Below are 24,402 nucleotides of genomic sequence, written 5' to 3'. Positions count from 1 at the left end.
CATGAATAAAGGGGAAGAGAAATGTTTCCCTGCGAATATACGGGTTTGAAAAGATGCAGGCGTCAAACCCGGAGCGCTGTGATACAATAGATATATATACATATTCATCACGGAGGAACAAGTTGAAGCTTTTAACACTCACAGAATACTGTCTTATGATTTTCTTCACCGGGGTTTTTCTGGCCGTCACAGGCTTTACGGCACGTGACATCGGCTTGTACGTCGGAATCGCCCTCATTTATACGTTTTCGCATCTCTTTTCAAAACGGATGCTTGAAAAACGCGGCAAAGAGAAGAAGCAGGTGAATCTTTTTTTCAGCGTTCTGGCCATTGTCGGATCAGTGCTGGCCACAGTATTGTTCATCGCCGTCGCCGCCTCGTTTGCCAAATAAAAAACGCCTGCTGTCCGAATCGGGCAGCGCGGCGTTTTTATTTTGTCTGACGCATATCATGAAACGGGAAGAACACAAACTTCGAGGTGCCGACGATCCGGTTTTCGGCAATTAAACCGAGTCCGTTCCGGCTGTCCATTGAATTCAGCCGATTGTCGCCCATGACGAAGTATTTGCCTTTCGGAACCTTTACGGGGCCGAAATCTCCCGTCAGGTTGACTCCCAGTTTTTTCGCTTCTTTTTTATTGCTCGCGAGGTACGGTTCTGCGATTTTTTTGCCGTTTATATAAAGCGTGTCATTTTTCATTTCCACCGTTTCTCCCGGTTTTCCGATGAGCCGCTTTACATAATGGACTTTCGATGTATCGCCGTTAATAATGACGATGTCCCCCCGCTCGATTTCTCCGATATAATTGACGCTTTTGTTGACAAACAGTCTTTCACCGTCATGTAATGTCGGGTACATTGATGATCCTTCCACTAAGTACGGTTCAAACAGGAAATGGCGGATTAACAGCGCAAGTGCAACCGCTATAATGATGGCCTTTCCCCATTCCCAATATGTGTTGGATTTTCTTTTTACCGATTTTTCAGAAGTAGGTTTTTGTTCTTCAGTCAACGTGGTTCCTCCTAGACGATCACTGTTTCGGTTCATGTACCATCTTTACTTTATCACAACTCATCACAAAATACATAACGCTTCTATGCGCATATGATTGAAAAAAGCGCCCGTAAAGGACGCTTTTCGCTTATTTCTCTACTACCGGTTTTTTGATGATTCCCAAGATAACCGCAGTTACAATCGCTCCGATCACGATGCTCATTAAGTAAAGCAGCGGATGGTTCGTAATGAATGCAACGAATATTCCTCCGTGCGGTGCAGGAAGCGTTACCCTGAAAAACTCTGTCAGTCCGCCCGCTACCGCAGAACCGACAACGGCTGCAGGGATGACGCGAAGCGGATCAGCCGCTGCAAACGGGATGGCGCCTTCTGTAACGAAAGCTGCTCCCATGAAGTAGCACGTAATACCGGCTTCACGGTCACGTTTAGAGAATTTGTGTTTAAAGAATGTTGTCGCCAGTGCGATTCCAAGCGGCGGAGCCATTCCGCCCGCCATGATGGCCGCATGCGGCGCATAGTTTCCGGCATCGATCATCGCGATACCGAAAGTGAACGCCGCTTTATTGAGCGGGCCGCCCATGTCGATAGCCATCATACCGCCTAAAATAATCCCCATTAAGACAAGGTTTCCAGTTCCAAGGCTTTCAAGCCAATTTGTTAAGAAATTCATAAACGCTGCTACAGGTGTGTTAATGACAAACTGCATCAGGACACCGGTGATAAAAATACCGAGCAGCGGATAAATCAATACAGGTTTTAATCCGTCAAGAGTCTGAGGAATAAAGACAAACAGCTTTTTCAAAAGGACTACGACATAACCGGCTAAGAATCCGGCAATCAGTCCGCCCAAGAATCCGGCATTCGCCTGCGTAGCCATAAATCCGCCGACCATACCCGGCGCAAATCCCGGACGGTCCGCAATACTCATTGCGATGAATCCGGCAAGAACTGCAACAATCAGCTTTAACGCATTACCGTCACCGATAAAGTTCAGCGCGGCAGCAAACGTGTTGTATGTCGAATCTTTCGGATCAGCTGAATGAATTCCCCAGAAGAATGAAATCGCAACGAGAATTCCGCCGCCGACGACAAATGGAAGCATGTTGCTGACACCGCTCATTAAGTGTTTATAGAAAGTACTTCCGATGCTTGTGCCTGATTTCTGTTTCGGGCCGTCTTCATTTGAAGCGGAAGATGCTCCGCCGCTGCCCTCGTAAATCGGCGCATCTTGGTTAACTGCTTTTTCAATCAGTTCCTGAGGACGTCTGATACCGGCCGTTACAGGCACTTGAAGAACATGTTTGCCTTTAAAGCGCTCCATTTCAACCTGTTTATCAGCCGCCACGATAATCGCAGGCGCGTCTTCAATTTCTTGAGCCGTCAGCTTATGTTTAATACCGCTCGAACCGTTTGTCTCGACTTTAATGTCAACGCCGAGCTCTTTCGCTTTTTCTTTCAGTGCGTCAGCTGCCATGAACGTATGAGCGATACCTGTCGGGCATGCCGTAACGGCAAGGATTTTTCCTTTTCCTGACGGCGCTGCCTGTTCTTCCTGCTCTTCTTCCTCATCGTCATCTTTGTCATGCTGATTGATGATGTCAATGATTGCATCTTCTGATTCAGCTTCAAGAAGCTGTTTGCGGATTTCCTCACGCATAAGAAGCGTTGAAAGTCTTGATAATGCTTCAAGATGCGTATTATTTGCTCCTTCGGTTGCCGCAATCATAAAGACCAGGTGTGCCGGCTGACCGTCTAATGATTCATAATCCACACCATCTTTTGAACGGCCGAATGCGATGGCCGGGTTAATGACGCTCGCCGTCTTCGCATGAGGAATGGCAATGCCTTCGCCGATTCCCGTCGAGCTTTGGCTTTCACGATTTAAAATGGCTGCTTTGTAAGCCTCTCTGTCATTTAATCTGCCGGCTTTGTCAAGCACTGTCACCATTTCATCGATAACGTTTTCTTTCTCTTTGCTTTCTATATTGAGATGAATTGTATCTCTTGTTAACAGCTCAGTTATCTTCACTTTTCTTTCCTCCTCTATAGACGTGTGACTTTAACTTCAGGAAGAAGCTGCTGTACAAACTCTTCAGTTCCGAGTTCTTCAGAAAATGCCGTCGCGCTTCCGGAAGCAACTCCTAAACGGAACGCATCTTCCAAAGGCAGCTGTTTTGAAATTCCCGCAAGGAATCCCGCGACGACGGAATCACCCGCGCCTACCGAATTGACAAGCTTTCCTTTAGGAACATTGGCGAGGAAAACCGCCTCTTTCGTAAATAAAAGCGCACCGTCGCCAGCCATCGAAACAATCGCGTGTTCAGCGCCTTGTTCAATTAATTTTTTACCGTAAGGAACGGCAGCTTCGGCTGAATCAATGACCGTATTGAACATTTCCCCAAGCTCATGATGATTCGGCTTCATCAAAAACGGTTTCATTTCTGTCGCTTTCATCAGCGCTTCACCGGAGATGTCCACCACTACCCGGGCATTCTGCTTTCTGCATGCCTCAGCAATTTTTTCATACGTGTTATGCGGCAGGGAAGAAGGGATGCTTCCCGCTAAAACGACGATGTCTCCCTCTTCCAGAGCGGAGAACTGTTCTAAAAAGGCATTGAACACTTCGTCTGAAATCGTCGGGCCCTGTCCGTTAATTTCCGTTTCATCGCCCGTTTTCAGTTTTACATTTATACGCGTGTCTTCATCCACCTCAGAAAAAGCCGTTTCCAGACCTTCCTGCTGCAAAAATGACGTGATATAATTTCCGGTAAATCCGCCGACAAACCCCAATGCTTTTGACGGCACATGGTGTCTTTTCAGTAATCTCGAAACGTTGATGCCTTTTCCGCCGGGATACTTCGTGTCATAGCTGGAACGGTTTAAACCGCCTACGGCAAAATCTTCAACGTGAACGATATAGTCAACAGACGGATTGAGGGTTACAGTGTAAATCATGGTTTCACTACCTTTACGACAGTTTTTTCTTGGTAATTATCGAATGCAAGTTCTTCAGCTTCAGTGGTAATGATAGCTGCATCGCCCAAGGCGGCGAACGCTGCGAAAGAAATCTCGCCGAATTTAGAAGGATCGGCTAAAACATACGCATTTTTCGCCTGTCTCACAGCCTTTGTCTTCAGAAGAGCCTCATCCGGATCGGGTGTTGTAAAGCCGGCTTCAATGTGCACGCCGTTCACCCCGAGAAAGCTTTTGTCAAAACGGTACTGGCTGACCGCCGTTAATGAGGCGCCGCCGATCATCGCACCTGTTCTATGCTTCACATATCCTCCGAGAAGATAAAAAGGAATCCCCTTCCTTATTAAAGCGTCGATATGCATAACCCCGTTTGTGACAACCACAATGTCCTTTGTATGATCTATAAAATCAATCATGTGCAATGTAGTTGTTCCCGCATCAAGGTAAATACAGTCACCTTCTTCTAATAAAGATGCCGCTTCTTCAGCGATCTTCAGTTTATCCTGAAGGTTTTTGGAGGATTTTTCAAGCATATCGGGTTCTTGCCTGCTGTTGGAAAGTTTAGACGCCCCGCCGTGAACGCGCTTTAAAAACCCGCGCTCTTCAAGTGTTGATAAATCTCTTCTGATCGTTGATTCAGAAGCGTTTGTCATGCTTATCAGCTCTTGAATCTTCACCACATCTCGCTTTTCAATCTGATCCATAATCAGCTGATACCTTTCAGGAGTGAGCATATTCCGCCTCCTTTGAAAACGTATTCATTTCGGCTGCAAGATAATTGTAAACGCTTTTTTTACTTCAAGCAACTAAAATCACTCAAATTCATTCAATAACTATCAAAATCTTTCACATTTGTTCATATTAACGTATGTACATAGGGTTTGTAAACTGTAAATTCGACAAAAAGGGGGACAATTGTATGACATTTTCTTTTTATCATAAATGAAAAAAGTCTATTATATTCATTCAATCATTAAAACACAAAAAACCCCATGCAGACTGCATGGGGCGCCGGTTATTCATACCGTAACGCTTCAATCGGATCTAAGCGTGATGCTTTGTTGGCGGGCAGCATGCCGAAAATGACACCGATCAGCATACTGAACAGCACGCCGATACAAACCACCTGCCAGGAAACGAGCGACGGCCAGCCTGCGATAAGGGAAACGAGTGATGCTCCCCCGTAGCCGAGACCGATTCCGATTAAGCCGCCGATTAAAGTAAGCACAACAGATTCAATTAAGAATTGTGTCAGAATCTGTCCTCTCGTGGCACCGAGCGATTTGCGGATGCCGATTTCTCTTGTCCGTTCCGTCACTGATACGAGCATAATATTCATGACCCCGATCCCGCCGACAACGAGAGAAATACCGGCGATCGAACCGATGATCGTCGTCATAACGGTTGTGACCTGACCGATTCCCGCCGCGATTTCTTCCATATTCATGACTTGATAGGCCTCTTTTGTACCGTGATTGTCATTTAAGAGACGGGCCGCTTCTTTTCCTGTTGTTTTGATTTGATCAGCGGACTCCGTCTGAACGGAAACGTTGCTGTAGTCGTTAGTACCGAAAGACGTTTTCAGCATGTTGAACGGCACATACATTTCACTGAGTCCTAACGATAAAAAGCCGCTCTCTTCTTTCAGTACGCCGATTACTTCTACGGGCTGTCCGCCGGCCCAGACGATTTTTCCGAGCGGAGACGTTTTCCCGAACAGCTTTTCAGCCATTTTTTTCGAGATGATTCCCGCTCTTTTCCCGGAAAGAAAATCATTGTCCGTAAATGTCCGTCCATCTTGAACGTCCAGCTTTTTTACGTCCAAGTAGCCGCTGTTAATGCCGTTCAGCGTAATATCCGTGTCTTCTTCATGGTAACGGGCCGTCATGGATTTTACCGCGGAAGCGACAACCTGCTTTACGCCGTCCACTCCTTTTAATCCATTAATATCTTCTTCTGTAAAACTCGCTTGCTGTAAGGCGTTCGGATTGGCTGTTAATTCTTCATCACTCGGCAGGTAAAACAATTCAATCGTATTGCCCGGCCCGCTGATGGATTGCTTCAGCATTTGCTCTCCGCCCTGGCCGACAGCCACAACAACGATTACTGAACCGACGCCGATAATGATTCCGAGCATTGTCAGAATCGATCTCAGCTTGTGAGCTCTTACGGAACTGAGGGCCATCCGGAGATTTTCTGACAGGCTCATTCCCCCACTCTCCTCTGCTCAGAATCGCGGGAAACGATCATGCCGTCACGGACGAAAATCACTCTGTTTGTACAGTCCGCCACTTCAGGCTCATGAGTGACAAGCACCACAGTCACGCCCTCTGCATTAAGCTCTGTGAACTGCTCCATAATGGAAATGCTTGTTTTCGTATCCAGCGCGCCGGTCGGTTCATCAGCTAAAATGAGCTTCGGTTCGTTCACGATGGCTCTTGCAATCGCGACACGCTGCTTCTGGCCGCCGGACAGCTCATTCGGCATGTGACGCATCCGATCCGCCAAACCGACTTTTTCCAGCGCGTGCTCAGCCCGTTCCTCACGCTCTTTTTTGCCGATACCGGCATAGATCATGGGGAGTTCGACATTTTTTCTTGCATTCAATCGCGGCAGCAGCTGAAACTGCTGAAAGACAAATCCGATTGATTTGTTCCGGACCGCCGCAAGCTCTTTTTCGGTGCATGAAGAAACATCTTCGCCCGCAAGCCTGTAACTGCCGGACGTCGGTCTGTCCAGACAGCCGATGATATTCATAATCGTAGATTTTCCCGATCCCGACGGTCCCATAATTGACACATATTCTCCTTCTTCAATCGTCAGGTCGATTGAACGGAGAACATCAAACGTCTCCTTGCCAATCTGATAGCTTTTTTTCACCTTTGAAAGCTGAATCATCTATGCTTTCACATCCGTTCCGTCAGTCAAACCGTCAGCCGGATTCAGAATGACTTTATCATCCTTTGAAAGCCCCTCTTTTATCTCCGTAAGCTGATTTGCGGTATCGCCGACTTTAACTTTCACGCGTTTGGCCTTCCCGTCTTTTACCGTAAAGACCCAGTGCTCATCTCCGTCTTTTTTGACTGCGGAGGACGGCAGCGTATCGGCTTTCCGTTTGTCGGTTTCAATGTTCATAATTAATTTAAATCCCGGCTTGCCTTCCGGAAGGTTTCCGATCAGCTTAACCTGAAACGGATACTGGACGGCTTGTTCCGTGCTTTCCCCCGAAGCAGCGCTTGACTTTTGATCCGGAACGAGGCCGACAGCCGCCACTCTCCCTTTCCACGTTTTGCCGGGGATGGCGTCTGAGGTGATTGTAACGCTTTGGCCCTTTTTCACTTTCAGCGTGTCGTATTCGGACAAATTGCCGGCAACGACCAGGTGTTCCGGGTCTCCTATATGTATAACCGGTTCTTGAATATCCGATTTTTTAGAAGCCGCTTCTTGATTTACCGAGATAACCGTCCCGTCCATCTCACTCTTAACATTGAGATTCGACACTTGATTTTCAAGAGACTGCTTTTGCAAATCAGATTGCTTTAATTCGATTTCCGCCGTTTTTTGCTGAAGCTGCAGATCAGTCCGTTCGGATTCAATTTGTTTTTTGGCTTCCGCTTCTCCCACTTGTTTTGCCAGATCTTGTTCCTTGCTGTTTAATGCTCTGAGTTTTTTTTCAACTTGTTCGATTTGCATCCGTTTTGATTGTTCTGTCAACTCATTTTGTTCTTTATCAAGGTTGAGCTGCTCATTTGTATAAGTGACTAACGACGACCCTTTTTTTACTTTGTCGCCTTCTTTTACTTTCACTTTATCAAGAGTTCCTTTATCTGCTTCATAAAAAACATACTGTTCTTTAGAGAATTTAAGTGTTCCCGGAACCATAACCGTAGATGAGATTTCTCTGTTTTCCATGGTTCCGGTTTCGATTTTTTTTCCGGCGCTGCCGCCCGCGGGAGCGGCAGACTTATAAATATTGATACCGATGAATACTGCAACAATTACGGCGATGCCGATTCCGATCCAAATTTTTTTCATGTTATACACCTGCTGTCACTGAACTTAACAGTCCTCCGACTGCCGAAACCAAAAGCATAATAACAAACAGGACAATCGCGGAAGTCCAGGCCGCTTTTTTCGAAATACCGCCTGTATAGCGAAGTCCCAAAGCGAGCAGAATATAGCTCCAGATGCTGAAAATATCGATCGCGCTTAAAAAGACCGATACGCCGTCTCCGGCCGGTATGACACTCGCCAAAGATGTGACAGGGTACAGTGAGCCCGCACCGGTAAAATAAATGACAAGTCCGTTAATGACTAAGCCGATGTTAGTAATAAATGCAGTAAAGAGGCCGAGTGAGAGCATTTTTTTATAAGTTGTCACGCCGCCTGAAATTTTGACGCACAGCCAATAAATAAGCGGAACGATAAAGAGACCGATAATGCCTCCGAAAATCCCTCCGAAAATCGAGCCGAATTTCGCAATGGTTTTGGTCATTTCAATCTGATCATCGGTCAATCCGTCAAGAGATGAGCTGTTCAGCAGTTCTTCATAATTCATTCCGAGCCCGCGCAAAATACTGCCGGCCGCGATGAGAATGATGACAATCAGGAGAGGAATGCCGATGACCGGCTTTTCTTTTAATCTTTTAAACTGCACAACAGGACTTGTAATGACGCCGAAAATTGACGGCTTTTCCGTTACTGCCGCATTGCTTTTTTCCAGGTTTGGTTCCATATTGCTGATGCCTCCTATGTATTATTCTGTTTATACGTACGCTTTAGGCTGAGAGAAGTTTCAATTTTTTTGCCGTTTGCGTATTTATGCTAAATTGTAACACAAATTCTCAGCTTTACGTTCCATAATTATGTAAAAAAAAGCATCGTCAGATCGGTATGACGGGTGGCTCAAAACCTCGTAAAGGCACTGTTATCAGCCTATTCATGCAGTGAAAACCGCCTCAATTGCAAAACCCTTTAAATCCCATTTAAATATTCTCTGAAATTCAGCGCCTATATACAAAAAGAGCCGGATGGCAATGATGCACACCCGGCTCTTTTTTCACCCTCCGCTTACAGGAGGGATAAAGGCAATGGTATCACCTTCTGTTACGGTGCTGTTGTCTTTTACATATGTTTCATTGATTGCGATCATGGCATTGTCAATCGTCTGAAGGCCGTACCGTTCCTTTAACAGCGTTTTTACAGCAGACGCCGCCGTCTCTTTTTCGTCAAGTTCAATGACCGGTGTTCCCGCCTGCTCCGCAAGCCCGGCAAATAATAATACTTTAATCATCGCGATTCCCCTTTATCCAAATCCGGTTTTCCGTTCGGATAGGGCGTTGTTTCCAGCTGATCGCCTATCCATTCTTCCCCGTCTTCCCAGATTTCCTTTTTCCATATGGGCACAATCTGTTTTATCCGTTCAATTGCATATTCATTCGCCTCATATGCCGCCTTTCTGTGCGGAGAAGACACGGCGATTACGACCGCTGCTTCACCGATATCAAGGACGCCGACACGGTGAGTGATTGCAGCTTCGGCTCCTTCCCATTTCGCGCTGATTTCACTGCCGATTTGAGAAAGCATTTGAACAGCCATCGGTTCATACGCTTCATATTCTAGACGCACTGTCCGCCGTCCTGCAGTCCACTCTCTGACCGTGCCGATAAACGTTGTGATGGCGCCGGCTTCACGCTTTTCAACTTTTTTTACGATATTTTCCGCAATGATAGGTTCCCTTGTAATTTGAAAACGTTCCATTTAAGCAGATTCCCCTTTCAGCTGCGAAAGCACAAACATAATGGCAGCCGGATCGTCCGAATGGAATACGGGCTTGCCCGCATCTGCCGGCATATGCTCCGTATTTCTGCTGACAACCGCGATCACGCGCTCCAAATGCTTCAGCTTTTGCCAATCTTCGCTGTTTTTGATCATAATGATTTTCGGATGCGGCGCATGTTTAAATCCCTCTATGAGAAGACCGTCAATTCCCAGACATTCATACAGACTGATCAAACCCGCCAGATCCCATTTTTTTCGCGCCGTAAGCTGCAGGACGCCGTCCCCTTCTACTGCCGTAACCGCGGCTCCGGCTTTTGAAAAACGCTCCGAGTCTTTTCCGTCAGAAAAAGGTTCCGGTTCTCCGCCATGTCCGTGATGTTTTAAACATCCAATATCGCACTCTTTCGGCGCAGCTTTCAGCACACGTTCAATAAACGTTGTTTTACCGCTGTTTTGAAAACCTACGATCTGGACGATCGGGAAAGAATTGACCACGGCCATTCACTTCCATTCTCATCACGGATGAGGAGCGCGTGAACCGTCCGGCCCGCTTCATATCCCCTCGTTCCTCCCGGCAGAAGGATAAACGCGTTTGCTTCGGCAAGAGATGTGACTGAGCTTGATTTGTCGAGACCGACCGGTGACGCCATCATTTTTCCGTCCTTATGATAAACAAACGCCCTCACAAATCTCGTAAATGGATTCGGCTTCGGAAAGTCGTTTGTTAACACGGCTTCCGCCCATCCGGAATGAGGTTTTTCATTCAGAAGCCACGTCTGAATCATCGGTTTGACAAACAGGGTGAATCCGACATAACATGCGGACGGATTGCCTGAAAGGCCGAACAGCAGCATGTCATCGGCCCGGGCGACAGTTGTCACGCTCCCCGGGCGCATTGCCACTTTGTTAAAAAGAACTTCCGCTCCGAGCTTATTATAAATGTCCGGAAGAAAATCAAAATCGCCGACTGACACGCCGCCGGTCGTGATCAGAAAATCAACTTTTTTCATAGCTTCCTTCACCGCAGCATAGCTGTCATCAAAATCATCGGAAATTTTCCCTAAGTTCAGCGGTACCGCACCCGCTTCAATGACCTGGGCATACACCATGGCAGCGTTGCTGTTGCGGATTTTCCCCGGCTCAAGCGGATCGCTGACATGAAGAAGCTCGGTTCCCGTTGCGATAATGCCGACAACCGGCTTTCTGACCACGGGAACGGAAGCATAGCCGAAGGTTGCTAAAAGAGCGGTTACGCCCGGCGTGATTTTCGTCCCTTTTTTTAATAGCGAGCTGCCTTTTTTCGCATCTTCTCCTTGATATGAAATATTATCCCCCGCATGAAAAGGGCGTTTCACTGACATGTAATTCGTGCCGTTTTCAGAAAACGTTTTTGTCAGCTCAAGCATCACTACGGCATCCGCGCCTTTGGGAATCTGCGCCCCCGTCATAATGCGGACCGCTTCATAAGGCCCGAGTTCTTTTTCTGACACGGCGCCGGCTCCGATATGGTCAATGACTTCAAAGGTGACGGCATTGTCACGGGAAGCCGTTTTTGAATCGCTCGCCCTGATGGCAAACCCGTCATACGGAGAACGGTTAAAAGCCGGCACATCATGATCCGCCTTAACATCCTCCGCCAAATAGCGGTGGAGACTGTCCTCAAGCGCCACCCATTCGGTATCCCCCTTTTTTTTATACCGGCTCACCCGGCGGACTGCTTCGTCCACCTGAATCGGCGTTCTTTTTTCAAGCATCGCAATACATCCCCTTTCTACAGTCCGATCACTCTGGCCAGAACTGAATTCGCTTCTTTTATATCGTTTGTACCGTGAATCAGAGCCCGTCCGTCCTGAAAAATAACGATTCTGAAGCGCTCGTACGCCATGTGCAGCAAAAATTCATTTGCTTCCACTTTACCGATCTGCTTCAGACGTTTGACAAGCTCTTCTTTATCCAGCCTCTTTAAGGCTTCCGATCTGATTTGAACGGTGTCTCTTCCGCACAGCACGCTTGCTTTCGGCCTGTTTTCAGGCTGCAGATACGGATATACGGGCTCCGCGCCGCAGGAAGGGCAATGATCCCGTTTGATCTGATCCACATTTATGCTCATATTGGTGTTATTCCACACGTCAAACGTGAAAAAGCGCCGATTTACCGCCGCATGATTTCCTGTCAGCAATTTCAGCGCCTCAGCCTGCTGATAAGCGGAGACGATATGAACCGCCGGAGGTATGATGCCTGCTGTATCACATGTCGCTCCGCCCACGGGCATTTGCTCAAACAGGCAGGATAAACACGGCGTAACCCCCGGAATAATCGTCATGCACATTCCCTGACTGCTGACACAGGCACCGTAAATCCAAGGTGTTTTCGTTTTCTGCGCCAGATCATTGATGACCATTCTCGTTTCAAAATTATCTGTCGCATCCACGATGCAATCCGCTTGTTCGATCAGCGGTTCAAGTGTTTCCGCCGTACCTTCCGCCGCGTAAGCATCGATATGTATATCACTGTTTACCTCTAAAAGACGCGCCTTGGCCGCCATTGCTTTCGGCAGGCGCTGTCTCGCGTCTTCTTCTGTATACAGCTGCTGTCTTTGTAAATTGCTCCATTCCACATAATCCCGGTCAATAATCGCCATACGGCCCGCTCCGGCTCTTGCCAGGCCCTCTGCCGCGGCTGTTCCGAGGGCTCCGGCTCCGACAATCAGGACACTGCTGTCAGCCAGCGCCTGCTGCCCTTTTTCCCCTATCGGCTTAAATCTTGTCTGCCGCGAATAGCGCTCTTCCATCTGTGTTGTCCCCTTGCATTTTTATTTCCATCATACCATGTTTCTTCCCGATCAGTCCTGATTTGAAGACTCGACATGCGCCAAAAGTCTGGTGTAATCATCCCGTGTGTTGACATTAGCGAACTCCTCCGGCCCGGCGCCGATGTCTTCAGCCTGCACATAACAGACAGACAGCCGTTTCAGCGTGTCTGTCATTTTCAGTTTGTTTTGTGTCAGCTGATCAAAAAGCACATCCTGCACCCGTTTATGGTAAACCGCCAAGAGGGGCTGCTCTCTGTTTTCACAAACCGGTATGACAGCATCCAGGTTTCCGGTCAGCTTCTTTTCAAGCGCAGCCATCGTTTTTCTTGTCACGAGCGGCGTGTCACAGGATATGACCGTATATGTTTCGCCTTCCGTTTGTTCCATTGCCGTATATATGCCGGCAAGCGGGCCCATTCCCCGAAACAGCGGCTCATCGGCAAAAACATGCCGCTCCCTGTTTGATAAGAACTTTTTTATATGCTCAGGGCGGCTGATAATCACCGTTTCTCCGCCGCCGAAGGCTTTTTTCGCCTGTTCATAAAACATGCCGCCCTTCCACTTTGCAAAAGCTTTCGGTTCTCCGAATCTTCGGGAAGCTCCCCCCGCTAATATTACATTCACCCGTTTCATGTCATCTCTCTCCCATTCTATATAAAAGCATAGCAAACGCCTCAGCCGAAATACAATATTACGGTGCTTGTCTGTTTAATTAAGAGGAATAGCCGTTGTTCCTTTCCCATATTGTAGTGTTAACATCATGAGGGAGATGGTTCTTATGAAAATATCAGGTCCGTTTTTCCACGACACTTCTCAAGAGAACCTTTACTTGAAATCCGAACTTTCCAGATGCAGAAAAATAATTTCGGAATTTGAAGCAAGCTACTTCCATCAAAAAAACAATAAGCTTCAGGAGGAAAACGCCAATATTAAAGAGCGGCTTCACAAGCTTTCTGACGAATTGGAAGCCATGGCTCAAAAACACAAACAGACAAGTGACACGGAGCGTTCTTTGCATGAAATCAGAGCCGGGCTGCTCGATAAAATCGTCATTCTGCAAGAACTGCTTCAGCAGGAAACGTTTCGGCGGAAAAATGAGATGGAAGAAAAGCATCGTCTGCATCTTACAAATATAAAATTTGAAGAAGAAAATAAAAACTTACATACCCGCATCCGCTCACTTGAGACCGCCGTTCAAACCGAACGGACTTCTCACGAAGATATGAAACAGCGTTATCATGCCGCTGCAGACGAAAATAGCCGGCTCCAAACACAAATGATAGAAAAAGAATACCAGCTCAAACATATTAAAATAGAAATTAATCATATGAGAGATCGAATACTAGAAACAAAAGAACGGCTTGTAGAAATAGAAAAAACGAAAGAAAAGTTATTTCAAGAAACCATTCTTTCGTATAAACGGCAGCTGGACGAAAGTGATGCTTGGATTGCCGGCCATTTTGCTGATATTGACAGCCGCACGGCGGAACCGGCGGAACAAACTCTGGAAATTCCTTCCGTTTCCAAAGAGACTGTTCAGGCAGAAGACTTGCTTACAGCCGTTACCGAACAAGTCATCTCCCTGCAAAAACAATTTGTACAATCAGAGTCCCGCGATCAGTCGTTTGATGAAAAACTGGATGCGTTGAAAGAACGCACTGACGGCGAAAAGCCTTTCCAAAAATATGTTGTCAAGCTTGAAAAAAAGCCTGAAAAAGATGCGTCACTTCCGCAGAATAAGCGGGAAAGCGCAAAAAAACTGCTTGAGTAACGCAAGCAGTTTTTACTGTTTTATTCAGCAGCCGTATCATTTGCCGTTTCTGCTGTTTCCTGAGAAATTTCTCCCTCAAGAATATATTGGCCGCGGTATGGTTTTTTCACTTCCGGATACATTTTAATTAAGCTTTGCATAAATGTTGTCATATTAGGAATTTCAAGGCCGCTTTCCTTTTCAATTTCCTTTTGCAGTTCGGAACTTTTGATCGCTGCATTGTGGCGTTTCAATGTTTTAATCGCTGCTTCGCGCAGTTTTGCCGCTTTTGATCCCGGTCTCGCCGTCCCTCTTCTTCTTCTTGTAGAACCGTCTGGAATGCCTGCGGGAAGAGACGTAATAGACTGCATCTGCTGCTGGGAGGATTGAGGCTGTGTCTGCGGCTTTTGATAGCTTCTCATTTCCTGTGCTGCAAGCTCTGCAAGCACCGGGAGGGAGTCACTTTTTTTCTCCGGACGAAACTCTTTTTTTGTATCGGACAGGCTGCCTGTATTGTCTAATTCTCTCAGTTTTGCATATATTTTATCACGTTCTATTTGATATTCACGAATGACTTTTACCTCTGCTTCGTTCAATTGTTCTAAACGTAAGCGCAGCGCTTCTCTTTCATTAAACATGTGTAAAACCCCCTGTCAAAAATTTAAACGCTTTTATTAAGATATTAGATTACAAAAGTAATTTTATCAACTATTATTTTATCATTTTACTATTTTATTTACTCTATGAAAAATTGCTTATTTTCTGAAAATGGTACTTTATATACAAAAATCCCTTATCATATAGGGGATTCTGGACAAAGTTCCAATTTATTCAACCATTTCAAAATATAACTTGAAATTACTTGTTTAATGAAAATTAGCGTGATATCTACAATTTTCGACTATAATATGTAAAAGATAATGATATGGATAAAACAAGCGGTACAGCGTGTTTACCGCTGTTTCTCTTATTTTTTAAGCCACACATGTCATATTGGAATTTTTTATCCAATAGACACAAAAAAACCCTGTTACCTAACGGCAAAGGGTTTGCAGAACCGAGACAATAGTCCGACGGAGATTGTCCCGATTACTCAGAAGCCTGCTCCGTTTCTGAAAGTACCCGGCTGATGCGTTTTTCAAGCATTTTCATCCCGCTCTCTCCCGCTTGAAAATGGCGGAGCTGTCCGTTTTTATCAAAAACGTAATAAGCCGGCACATATTCATTTTCAAATACGTCAGTCAGCGTATGATCGCTATCGACGTAAATCGGCTGAGAGATATCGTGCTCAGCCGCTGTTTTCTTGATTTTCTCAAGATCAAGATCGTCTTCGGAACGGGGCGTGTGGACGGCCAACACATTCAGCTGATCTTTATATTTATCACGAAACCCGTTCACCTCAGGCATCGCTTCTTTACACATGCGGCAGCTGGCGGACCAGAAGTGAATCAGTGCCGGCTTTCCGCCGACCAGCTGTTCCTTCGTGACTTCTCTGTTAATCCATGCTTTAGCGCCGGGCAATTCAGGCATTTGCTGATGTAATTTCATCTCATTTCCCTCCTTATGAAAAAGTTTTTTGCCGGGGCTTTCAGTCCGCCGGGCAACGTCCTCCTGTTTTCTCTCCAAAGGATATGATTTGGCTGAATCACCATGTTAAAATGAGTGTGGAGATTCTTTAGTACATATCTTCACAAAAATGAAGATATTGAAACCGGGGCAATATGAACAAACCATAAATGTAATAACTGGTTTCTATGAAAAGGTTTATCTTATTTAAAAAACGGGTATATCACTTTTAGCTTTTTCCGCAATAGACTTGAAAGGAAGACATCACTATGATTGATTTAAAACACTTTGATTGGGCCGGGCTTCTCACATCTGCCGGGATTTTCATCATAAAGCTGGCTCTCATTATTTTAGCGTACTTTATTTTCCGGACGGCAGGAAAAAAGCTGATCAAGCATCTGTTTCAGAAATTCGAGCAACAAAACAACCTCTCCACGGGCCGCGCTTATACTTTGCGAAGCCTCGCGCTCAATGTGTATGGATACATCCTGATATTCGTTTTTATTGTGATGATTTTGGATTTATTTCACTACAATCCGAGCGCTCTCATTGCCGGCGCCGGCGTGGTCGGTCTCGCAGTCGGCTTCGGGGCTCAGGGGCTTGTCAGTGACATCGTCACCGGATTTTTTATCCTTTTGGAAAAACAGATTGACGTCGGTGATTATATTACGGTTGCCGGCTACAGCGGCATTGTCGAGCAGGTCGGTCTCCGTACGACGCAAATCCGGAGCTTTGACGGCACGCTTCACTATCTTCCCAACCGGGGCATCACGAATGTGAGCAACCATTCCCGCGGAACGATGCAGGCGCTTGTCGATATTAAAGTGCCGCTTGAAAAAAATCTTGATGAAACCATTCAAATCCTTCAAACCGCGTGTGACAAAGCAGCCGCTGAGCTCCCGCAGATTAAGGAAGGGCCGGACGTCATCGGGGTTCAAGATTTAAGCACGTCAGAAATGGTGATCAGAATCATTGCCAAAACAGAAAATATGGAGCAATGGCGGGTTGAACGCGTACTGCGGAGAGAAATAAAAATCGCGCTTGACCGTTTTAAAAACGCCGCTTCCGCCGAATAGAAAAACCGAAGCGTAAGCTTCGGTTTTTTCTTTTTAATGAAATTTTTTTTCCACTTCGCTGCAGATTTCGTCGGCGGTCATTCCGGAAGCCGTAATGACGGGAGCCTGAGTTGACGTATCAGCAATTCCTTGAACATTGCTGTCAAGTCCGGTTACGACACAGCAGTCACAATTCTTCGCATCCTCAGGAGTCTTCATCATCACTACGTCATATCCTTTTTGTTTTAACGCCTGTTCTACATCCGATAAAGATTGTTCAATTCCAATTTTTTTCGTCATATTGAACACCTCCGTTATGTAGAATGCTCAATTTTTGTTAGATTATTCTTCTTTTCGGATTTAATTGGCATACTTCGAAAAATATCCGACCATGACATTTACCGCGGTTTCCATCGCATCTTCATCCGGGTTCAGCTTTGCGTGATGAAGCCCGTGGGATGAATCGGCCCCCAGCCAGAACATAAAGCCGGGATATTTTTTCAGCATATATCCGAAATCTTCTCCGGTCATCGCTTCTTTCGCCGTTTTCACGTCAGCAAGCTGATGATCGCTGACAAATTGCATAAATTCTTCGGTCAGGCCGCTTGTATTATAAACTTGATGATAAACGGACGGATACGTGACTTTTCCTTTGCATCGGAAGCCGATTTCAATTCCTTTGACAAGCTCTTCAATCCGCTTTTTCACCATACGCATTGATTCCTCGGAAAGCGTCCGGATGGTTCCCTCCAAATGAGCATGCTCTGCGATGATATTTTGCGCCGTGCCCCCGGTAATCGTTCCGACAGTAATTACAGCGCTGTCAAGCGGATCCGTATTTCTGGATATGACTGTTTGGAGCTGCGTGACAAGCGTGCTCGCGGCAACGACCATGTCGTCTGCTGTATGCGGATATGCCGCATGTCCGCCTTTCCCCTCAAGATCGATGACAAGCTCGCTCGTATTGGCAAACAGCAATCCGCTTTTGGTGGAAATGGTGCCGACCGGCAGCTCAGGTGCTATATGGAGGGCGGTGATCAAATCCGGCGTCCATTTTTTCAGCACATCGCTTTCAAGCATCGGTGCCGCTCCGCCCGGTCCTTCTTCAGCCGGCTGGAATAAAAAGAGCAGATCATGTTTGACGGGATGATGGACAAAATGATCAATAATGCCGAGCGCGATGGTCATGTGCATATCGTGGCCGCATGCGTGCATAAAACCGGGGTGCTCAGATGCAAACGGAAGCCCCGTCTGCTCTTCAATCGACAGAGCGTCTATATCCGCTCTGTAGGCGAGCATTTTTTCCGGAGCCGTGCCGTTGACTTTGACAAAGATGCCGGTTCTCCAAGTTTCGATTTCAATTCTTTCTTCCGGATATTGGTTTAATAGATTCAGCAGGTACTGCTGGGTTTTATATTCCTGAAAGCCGATCTCCGGAATGCGGTGCAGATCTCTTCGGATGGCAATGAGCCGCTCTTTTTCCATATGTATTCCTCCTTGAGATAAGAATAAGGCGTGGATTTTATCATCCACGCCCATTCTATCAAACCATTCCTTACAGCTGGCGTAATTCCTGTTTGATTTCTGTTTTTCCTTTTGTTTTTTCATCGATATCTTTGATTTTTTTCGCTGGTGTTCCCGCTACAACGGTATATGGCTCGACGTCATTTACAACGATGGCTCCGGCGGCGACAACCGCGCCTTTACCGATTGTTACGCCTTCAAGCACCACCGCATTTGCGCCGATCACAACGTCGTCTTCTACGACAACAGGCTTAGCGCTAGGCGGCTCAATAACGCCCGCTAATACAGAACCCGCTCCGATGTGGCAGTTTTTGCCGACAGTCGCGCGTCCTCCGAGAACAACGTTCATATCAATCATCGTACCTTCGCCGATGACTGAACCGATATTAATAGATGCACCCATCATGATAACGGCATTGTCGCCGATTTCGACTTGGTCGCGGATAATAGCGCCGGGCTCGATTCTCGCTTTCACATCTTTTAAATCAAGCATCGGGATCGCAGAGTTGCGGCGGTCATTCTCAATGACGTAATCCTCAATTTTATCTTTGTTCTCTTCGATTGCGCTTTTAATTTCAGCCCACTCGCCAAAAACGACGCCGGATTGGCCGTTCAGGAATGTTTTAGCGGAATCGCCAAAGCTGATTCCTTCAAGATCGCCTTTTACATACACTTTTACAGGCGTTGATTTTGTACTATTTTGAATAAATGAAATAATTTCATTTGCATCCATCATTTTCATATGTATTGTCCTCCTCTGATTTTCTACCTCATTACTGTAACAAAGGAAGGATACAAAGACAAGAAAAAAAGGAACAAGCCTTTATTCTGCCGGCTGGCTGCACAGCGCGGCAAACTGTCTTCCGAATTCCCGGAGCTCTTCTTCCTCACTGCCCTCAGGATTGTTTTCAATTTTGACCGGCGGCAGCACCACCCGCCCGCCGCGGGCCGTGATTACTTTTTCCAATTCGTCAACCGCTCCGCAAAAAAACTCATAGGACGTATCTCCGGAACCGAACAAAGCAAATGTTTTTCCCGTAAGCTCCAGGTTTTCCATATCTTCAGCAATATCGAGCATTTCATCAGGAAGATCCCCGTCTCCCCACGTATATGTGCCTAATAAAATATACTCGTAATCATTAAAAAGTTCGGCATGAATATCCATCGCTTCATATCTGTCTACGGAGGCTTGTGCTTCGATCAGCCCTTTTTCAATTAAATCCGCCATCGCCTCGGTGTTTCCTGACATTGTAGCGTAAACAAGCAATACATTCCCCATCTTCGTCTCTCCTTTATGCATAAAAACTAATGTGCGAGCCGAACCGCCTCATACGGTCTGACAAACTTACTTTCGTAAAGGCCCGCGCAAAAAAAGTTTTCTTCCCGGTTGGCCACCCGCCATCCGTGACCGCGGATCGTATCAAACCACTTTAATTCACCGGCGGCAAGATCAGCTTGATAAATACGCGAAAATCCGCTTTCGCCCTGTGACGATGTGACATAAATAGTCCCGTTATCCTCAGAAACGTCGAGAAATGACTTTTCCCTTACAGCGTCCCCGGCTGTAATGGCAAACTCCTCTTGCGTCCGCACGTTTCGAACGGCAACCTCCCCCCGTTCTCCCTTTGCAGCGCCCTTTGCTGCAATGAGCCAGTCATTCTGATACATCATCATTGAAGCCGTCATGCGCTGCCTTTCGCGGCTTATACGCCGGATGCGGCCTTCCGTCAGATCATACGCCCAAATGCCGCCATGATTCATATGAATCCGGGTGCCGATATAAATCGTCTGACCGTGTAAACAAAGCGAACGGATGACAGGCGGCTCCTTTAATTGTGAAAAGGGCTTAGCCACATGCCAAGTGACGCCGAAATCATCAGATAAGTAGAGGCAGTATGTGCCGTGCGCACAGACAAATCCGTCATTCCGTCCGGCAACGGCCCATACGGAGGCGCCGGTCGGAAATCGGGAGGCCGTCCAAGTCTTTCCTTGATCGGCCGATCTGAGGACGGCGCCTTTTTCTCCAGCTGCGAATATGTAGGGCCCTATATAAGTCAGCACATGAATCCTGCTTTTCACTCGGAATAGTCTTTTCCAGCCTTCTTCCGCCGAAAAATGAAAAATACCTTCGCCTTTCACAGCCACAAAAAATCCCGAAGATACTGATGCCATGACAGCCGTCGCGCCTTTATGAAACATGGCACCGGTCTCCGTGGTGAGCGGCCCATGCAAGAAAACCGCGGACAAATTCTTTGCAGCATTCTTGATCTTCAGCCGTCTCGGGCGCCAGCTCAATTTTCAGCGTTTCCGGGTATAAATTGGCTCCGGCCTGTTCAAACGCATCGCAAAACAGCGTGACCGCTTCGCAAAACTTCGGGTAGGCGTGATCGCCTGAACCGAAACAGGCCGTTTTCAGTCCGTTGAGCTGGCTGTGCAGAATATCTTCGTAAAAATCTTCCGCTTCGTAAGGAAGATCACCATCCCCCCATGTGTATGTGCCGACAAAAACATAATCATATGCTTTGAGAGAATCCGCATCTGCTTCGTCCATATCAAGACAGTCAACCGCTATCTGATGCCCGCTCAGTGTTTCTTTTATAATGCCGGCAATATCCTCTGTATTCCCCGACATGCTTGCGTATATCATTAATGCTTTCTGCATATGATCACCCCGTAATTGATAATGATTTTCATTAACATATATAACACTTTAAATGATAATGATTTTCATTGTCAATAAAAAATAAAAAAAGACAGCATGATTGCTGTCTTTCTAAAATGGGCGTTCCTGCTTCAGCATATCTTTAATGACAGAAACAAAAGCCTGCACCTGTTTTAATTCAAATGCCGGCTCATAACCGAGCAGCCATGTGTCACGGCCGATGGGATGATCCTTTGTATCAAGCAGGGGCATTTTATTTACTTTGTCTTCCTCTTCTAAGGTGACTGACGGCAGAATGGCATAACCGATCCCGTGCAGCGCCATCTGCTTGCACGTTTCAATCTGATCGACAAGGATGGTCTGTTTCGGCGAAGTTTTGAATTTTTGATGCCACCAATGCTGAATTTCCTGAAAATATGTACTGTCACTTTTGAATTGAATAAACGGCCGATCGGTATGGGCAATATCATCAATACAGGAAATTTCCGTATCGACCAAATATAAATGATCGGTCATTAAATAATCTTTCCGGCCTTTCCATTCCGGATTTCCCCGGATAATGCCGATATGTACCTGATCTTCATACAGACTTTTCAGCATTTCGCTGCTCCACCCTGTAATGAGAGAGACCTTTGCATTCGGATATCGTTCCACATATGTTTTTAACACTTTCGGAAGCCAGTGCTGCCCGATAATCGAGGCGACGGCAAGCTTTAATGTGCCGTGAATCTCACCCTCAAGTTCATCAATGTTTTCTCTGATTCTTTCTTGCCGATCCGTGACGTCATTTGCAAATTGTATGATTTTTTCTCCTGCCGGCGTTACCGTAAGTCCTTTTTGAGACCTAAGAAAGATCTTTGTTCCCCAGGCTTTTTCAATGGTCTGCAATCGCTGGGACAGAGCCGGCTGTGACACGAATAACCGTTCGGCAGCCTTCCTCATGTTTAATTCCTCAGCTAAAACTACGAGCATATGAAGCTCTTGAAGCTGCATGTCGTCCTCCTTTTCAATGCCTTTTCATATTTCTTATCTACCATTCTAATCAAATAAAGGCTGCCGAGGCAAGCGCCACTCATATGTATGCGTTTTCTTTTTCTGGCATGCGAAAGAACAAATAGGCTGATCGTGCGAGCCTACTTATTCAATGATCTGATATGACTGCTCAACTGCTTTAATACGACTCTTCTCGTGAAAATGCCTTCAAAGACGCCTTCATCATTTTCAACGCAGACAAAGCCGTTGTTAATGACCATGCTGAACCCTTTGATAATCGGATCATTGACGTGGAGACGGGGAATGTCTTTCAGCATGACTTCCTCAACCGTAATTTGATCCAGCTTCTCAAACTCGATCCGTTCAAGTCCGAAAATGCTGTTCATAATCATATTTGTCCCGATCAAACCGTGCAGACGGTACGAAGCGTCAAGGACGGGAATGGCGGTATAGCCGGTTTTCGTCAGCACTAATAGAGCATGCTCAAGGTTGTTTCCGACTTGAACGTGCGCCACTTTATCCGCCTCGATCATAAATTGTCCGACTGTTGCATCAAGAAGCTGATCTGATTGTAAGCTAATCATGTCACTTCGACCCCTTTACATTTTTCATCAAAGCATGTATTCCCTATATTGCAATAATATAAACATTATCATTTTTTGTCGAAAAGTTTCCGTCAATAAAAAAGATACTCTTTGCAATCGAGTATCAATTTATAGGCCGCTGATTAATTTTCGTTCCGAAAACGGTCATAGAGCGTTACGAGTTTTTTATAAGTGGTTCCATCAACGCTTTTTGACCCTGCTTCTATATCGTTGATTTCGCTGGTCAAAAGCTCAATGGCATATTCTTGATTGATCAGGATATTCAGCAGAAGTTTCTGTTCTTCTTCCGTAAATCGTTCACCGATAAGACTCATACGTAATCAGGCCCCCTATTTTTAACTGAATACCTCCGAAAGCAAGGTGAAATTTGCTTTCAGCTCTACCGCTAGAATAAGTAAACAGAAAAAAATCGTCAACCGCATAATTCGACATTTTGCGGATTCTGTATGAAATATTATTTTGTGTAACGATTGGCATAACTGAATGCTGTGCAGGAATCGGGCTTGATTTTCGCTTCAATGCCCATCGAGGTAATGCGGCCGGTCATTTCTTGTATCAATTCTTTTGTCAGCCCTTTTTGACCGATATCCAGATGCACTTCAAATGAAAGATCCGCCCCTTCATCCGCAAAAGGCAAGAGCAAATCTGTCAGTTCCATAAGACGGCCGTCGAGGATATGCGCAGCCATCTCCTGGCTGAACGCGGTTTCCAGCGAGATTTTTTCGCGAAGGCTATGTATCGGTCTTGCAAGATCGTGATTTTTCAAACAGCCCCAAGCTCCCTTGCCTGTACGGTGCAAGTGTATAGCCGTAATAAACTTTGTGAAGTCGCGGTAAACTTGTGAATCAGTCCCTACAGACAGCACGTATGCTGAACGGGGGTCTTTATTGACAAAGCGTTTCAGCCGCTCCGTCACGTCTTGAAAGGTCATCTGTGCCTCAGAAAGATTATAAAACAGAAAAGAATCAGCCATGTACGGACACTCCTCTTTCCAGAGTCTACAACCAAACGAACAAGCACGTTCCTTTGCATGATTTAATAAAGCTCCGCTTGCGGAAGACCGGAAGCTTGGTCAGCCTGAAAAATCAAATCACATTACTGAAGGAGCTCAAAAATTTCAATAGAAATCATGTCAATGTTATCAAACGGATACGTGTTAGGTTTTTCACCTTTTTGGAAAACCGTCAGTTCAAACGTTTGATTTTTTTCGAAATATTTAACACTGCAAATTTTTTCGCCGTTAACTTCAAAATAACGCTGCATCGGCTCGTTAGCCGCTTCCGCTGTTTCTTGCAGACTTTGCAGCCGCGTGATGATACCCATTAATTGTGACATTCTAAAAAAAGACTCCTTTCAAAAAACAACTTCAAATCAACAAGTATTTATTATAATACAAGTCCTACAGAGCATCATACCATAAAGTAGACCGGGATGGCATTTTCCCGCTGGATTTTCAATAAGAAAATAAACGGGAAAACTGTGTTTTCGAATAGTTTGAAGCTTTTTTCGGAATGTCATACACCTTTCAAAAATAATTTTTCGCTTTTTGAGCCGCCATTGTCAGATGTATGTGAGGAGAAGCCTTTTTATGAGGAGACAGCATAAAAAAACTTGGCGGGGGTAGCGCCAAGCTTTTTCGGATCTTGATCTGATAGAGGGGTTGGGGA

30 protein-coding genes are annotated in these 24,402 nt (G+C 46.0%); 3 read left to right on the top strand and 27 right to left on the bottom strand.

What is annotated here, in order from left to right; all coding sequences use genetic code 11:
* Positions 1-122 precede the first annotated feature (122 nt).
* Positions 123-392, top strand: coding sequence for a hypothetical protein (locus ACWJJS_RS08265; protein WP_021493749.1), 270 nt, complete (start codon positions 123-125; stop codon positions 390-392).
* 37 nt (positions 393-429) lie between these two features.
* Here ACWJJS_RS08265 and sipT read toward each other — a convergent pair whose 3' ends face one another.
* From sipT to ACWJJS_RS08195, 14 genes are all read right to left on the bottom strand, one after another.
* Entirely contained in the window at positions 430-1,047 is a 618-nt protein-coding gene (gene sipT / locus ACWJJS_RS08260) for a signal peptidase I sipT (RefSeq protein WP_369719103.1), read from the bottom strand.
* Between the two features lie 94 nt (positions 1,048-1,141).
* A complete protein-coding gene (locus ACWJJS_RS08255) occupies positions 1,142-3,043 on the bottom strand; it encodes a PTS fructose transporter subunit IIABC (RefSeq protein ID WP_454022711.1) in 1,902 nt (633 codons plus the stop codon).
* A gap of 14 nt (positions 3,044-3,057) precedes the next feature.
* Positions 3,058-3,969, bottom strand: a complete 912-nt coding sequence (pfkB, locus tag ACWJJS_RS08250; protein ID WP_003154572.1) for a 1-phosphofructokinase — start codon at positions 3,967-3,969, stop codon at positions 3,058-3,060.
* Positions 3,966-4,721, bottom strand: a complete 756-nt coding sequence (locus ACWJJS_RS08245) for a DeoR/GlpR family DNA-binding transcription regulator (protein WP_014417627.1) — start codon at positions 4,719-4,721, stop codon at positions 3,966-3,968. The genes pfkB and ACWJJS_RS08245 overlap by 4 nt, the downstream gene beginning before the upstream one ends.
* Before the next feature lie 281 nt (positions 4,722-5,002).
* A complete protein-coding gene (locus tag ACWJJS_RS08240; RefSeq protein ID WP_146283571.1) occupies positions 5,003-6,196 on the bottom strand; it encodes an ABC transporter permease in 1,194 nt (397 codons plus the stop codon).
* Positions 6,193-6,885 (bottom strand): ABC transporter ATP-binding protein, encoded by a 693-nt coding sequence (locus ACWJJS_RS08235; RefSeq protein WP_070081750.1) that lies wholly within the window; start codon positions 6,883-6,885, stop codon positions 6,193-6,195. Before ACWJJS_RS08235 ends, ACWJJS_RS08240 begins: the two co-directional genes overlap by 4 nt.
* Entirely contained in the window at positions 6,886-8,022 is a 1,137-nt protein-coding gene (locus ACWJJS_RS08230) for an efflux RND transporter periplasmic adaptor subunit (protein ID WP_094246979.1), read from the bottom strand.
* A gap of 1 nt (position 8,023) precedes the next feature.
* Positions 8,024-8,722 carry a YIP1 family protein gene (locus ACWJJS_RS08225; protein ID WP_014304928.1) on the bottom strand — a complete coding sequence of 233 codons (699 nt, stop codon included), beginning with the start codon at positions 8,720-8,722 and terminating at the stop codon, positions 8,024-8,026.
* Between the two features lie 324 nt (positions 8,723-9,046).
* Positions 9,047-9,280, bottom strand: coding sequence for a molybdopterin converting factor subunit 1 (gene moaD, locus ACWJJS_RS08220; RefSeq protein WP_007611118.1), 234 nt, complete (start codon positions 9,278-9,280; stop codon positions 9,047-9,049).
* Positions 9,277-9,747: a molybdenum cofactor biosynthesis protein MoaE gene (locus ACWJJS_RS08215; RefSeq protein ID WP_003154579.1), complete on the bottom strand. Its 471-nt coding sequence runs from the start codon at positions 9,745-9,747 to the stop codon at positions 9,277-9,279. The genes moaD and ACWJJS_RS08215 overlap by 4 nt, the downstream gene beginning before the upstream one ends.
* On the bottom strand, positions 9,748-10,269 hold the full coding sequence (mobB, locus tag ACWJJS_RS08210; protein WP_369614271.1) for a molybdopterin-guanine dinucleotide biosynthesis protein B: 522 nt from the start codon (positions 10,267-10,269) through the stop codon (positions 9,748-9,750).
* Entirely contained in the window at positions 10,230-11,522 is a 1,293-nt protein-coding gene (locus ACWJJS_RS08205) for a molybdopterin molybdotransferase MoeA (protein ID WP_063174789.1), read from the bottom strand. The genes mobB and ACWJJS_RS08205 overlap by 40 nt, the downstream gene beginning before the upstream one ends.
* A 17-nt stretch (positions 11,523-11,539) precedes the next feature.
* Positions 11,540-12,559 carry a molybdopterin-synthase adenylyltransferase MoeB gene (locus ACWJJS_RS08200; protein WP_077722145.1) on the bottom strand — a complete coding sequence of 340 codons (1,020 nt, stop codon included), beginning with the start codon at positions 12,557-12,559 and terminating at the stop codon, positions 11,540-11,542.
* A 51-nt stretch (positions 12,560-12,610) separates the two neighbouring features.
* A complete protein-coding gene (locus tag ACWJJS_RS08195; RefSeq protein WP_369614272.1) occupies positions 12,611-13,213 on the bottom strand; it encodes a molybdenum cofactor guanylyltransferase in 603 nt (200 codons plus the stop codon).
* Positions 13,214-13,358: 145 nt separating this feature from the next.
* Here ACWJJS_RS08195 and ACWJJS_RS08190 point away from each other — a divergent pair, with 145 nt between their 5' ends.
* Positions 13,359-14,351 (top strand): coiled-coil domain-containing protein, encoded by a 993-nt coding sequence (locus ACWJJS_RS08190; RefSeq protein ID WP_369614273.1) that lies wholly within the window; start codon positions 13,359-13,361, stop codon positions 14,349-14,351.
* Positions 14,352-14,371: 20 nt separating this feature from the next.
* Here ACWJJS_RS08190 and rok read toward each other — a convergent pair whose 3' ends face one another.
* On the bottom strand, positions 14,372-14,968 hold the full coding sequence (gene rok / locus ACWJJS_RS08185) for a transcriptional regulator Rok (RefSeq protein WP_069473385.1): 597 nt from the start codon (positions 14,966-14,968) through the stop codon (positions 14,372-14,374).
* Positions 14,969-15,419: 451 nt separating this feature from the next.
* Complete coding sequence (locus tag ACWJJS_RS08180; RefSeq protein WP_070081745.1) at positions 15,420-15,878, bottom strand: redoxin domain-containing protein; 459 nt, start codon at positions 15,876-15,878, stop codon at positions 15,420-15,422.
* Positions 15,879-16,165: 287 nt separating this feature from the next.
* Here ACWJJS_RS08180 and ACWJJS_RS08175 point away from each other — a divergent pair, with 287 nt between their 5' ends.
* The gene (locus ACWJJS_RS08175; protein WP_060386912.1) at positions 16,166-16,972 is read left to right on the top strand and encodes a mechanosensitive ion channel family protein; all 807 of its coding nucleotides are present in this window, start codon (positions 16,166-16,168) and stop codon (positions 16,970-16,972) included.
* 33 nt (positions 16,973-17,005) lie between these two features.
* Here ACWJJS_RS08175 and ACWJJS_RS08170 read toward each other — a convergent pair whose 3' ends face one another.
* The 11 genes from ACWJJS_RS08170 to ACWJJS_RS08120 all read right to left on the bottom strand — a co-directional run bounded on the left by ACWJJS_RS08170 (position 17,006) and on the right by ACWJJS_RS08120 (position 24,070).
* Positions 17,006-17,251, bottom strand: a complete 246-nt coding sequence (locus ACWJJS_RS08170) for a YkuS family protein (protein WP_003154596.1) — start codon at positions 17,249-17,251, stop codon at positions 17,006-17,008.
* Positions 17,252-17,311: 60 nt separating this feature from the next.
* Positions 17,312-18,436 (bottom strand): N-acetyldiaminopimelate deacetylase, encoded by a 1,125-nt coding sequence (locus tag ACWJJS_RS08165; RefSeq protein ID WP_070081744.1) that lies wholly within the window; start codon positions 18,434-18,436, stop codon positions 17,312-17,314.
* A 70-nt stretch (positions 18,437-18,506) separates the two neighbouring features.
* A complete protein-coding gene (dapD, locus tag ACWJJS_RS08160; RefSeq protein ID WP_007409623.1) occupies positions 18,507-19,217 on the bottom strand; it encodes a 2,3,4,5-tetrahydropyridine-2,6-dicarboxylate N-acetyltransferase in 711 nt (236 codons plus the stop codon).
* Positions 19,218-19,298: 81 nt separating this feature from the next.
* Positions 19,299-19,754: a flavodoxin gene (locus ACWJJS_RS08155; protein ID WP_172614650.1), complete on the bottom strand. Its 456-nt coding sequence runs from the start codon at positions 19,752-19,754 to the stop codon at positions 19,299-19,301.
* Positions 19,755-19,780: 26 nt separating this feature from the next.
* On the bottom strand, positions 19,781-20,674 hold the full coding sequence (locus tag ACWJJS_RS08150) for a WD40/YVTN/BNR-like repeat-containing protein (protein ID WP_416406290.1): 894 nt from the start codon (positions 20,672-20,674) through the stop codon (positions 19,781-19,783).
* Positions 20,664-21,137: a flavodoxin gene (locus tag ACWJJS_RS08145; protein WP_003154604.1), complete on the bottom strand. Its 474-nt coding sequence runs from the start codon at positions 21,135-21,137 to the stop codon at positions 20,664-20,666. Before ACWJJS_RS08145 ends, ACWJJS_RS08150 begins: the two co-directional genes overlap by 11 nt.
* A 111-nt stretch (positions 21,138-21,248) precedes the next feature.
* Positions 21,249-22,130 (bottom strand): transcriptional regulator CcpC, encoded by an 882-nt coding sequence (gene ccpC, locus ACWJJS_RS08140; protein ID WP_007611101.1) that lies wholly within the window; start codon positions 22,128-22,130, stop codon positions 21,249-21,251.
* A gap of 140 nt (positions 22,131-22,270) precedes the next feature.
* Positions 22,271-22,714, bottom strand: a complete 444-nt coding sequence (gene cbpB / locus ACWJJS_RS08135) for a cyclic-di-AMP-binding protein CbpB (RefSeq protein WP_454023473.1) — start codon at positions 22,712-22,714, stop codon at positions 22,271-22,273.
* 143 nt (positions 22,715-22,857) lie between these two features.
* Entirely contained in the window at positions 22,858-23,049 is a 192-nt protein-coding gene (gene abbA, locus ACWJJS_RS08130; protein ID WP_007409618.1) for an antirepressor AbbA, read from the bottom strand.
* Positions 23,050-23,189: 140 nt separating this feature from the next.
* Positions 23,190-23,708, bottom strand: a complete 519-nt coding sequence (locus ACWJJS_RS08125; protein ID WP_020955744.1) for a ribonuclease H-like YkuK family protein — start codon at positions 23,706-23,708, stop codon at positions 23,190-23,192.
* Between the two features lie 122 nt (positions 23,709-23,830).
* Positions 23,831-24,070: a YkuJ family protein gene (locus tag ACWJJS_RS08120; protein WP_003154613.1), complete on the bottom strand. Its 240-nt coding sequence runs from the start codon at positions 24,068-24,070 to the stop codon at positions 23,831-23,833.
* Positions 24,071-24,402: the final 332 nt, after the last annotated feature.

It is taken from the genome of Bacillus sp. JK106 (assembly GCF_053663355.1).
The sequence above is the reverse complement of the archived record's forward strand: the minus strand, read 5'-3'. Positions and strand labels throughout refer to the sequence as shown.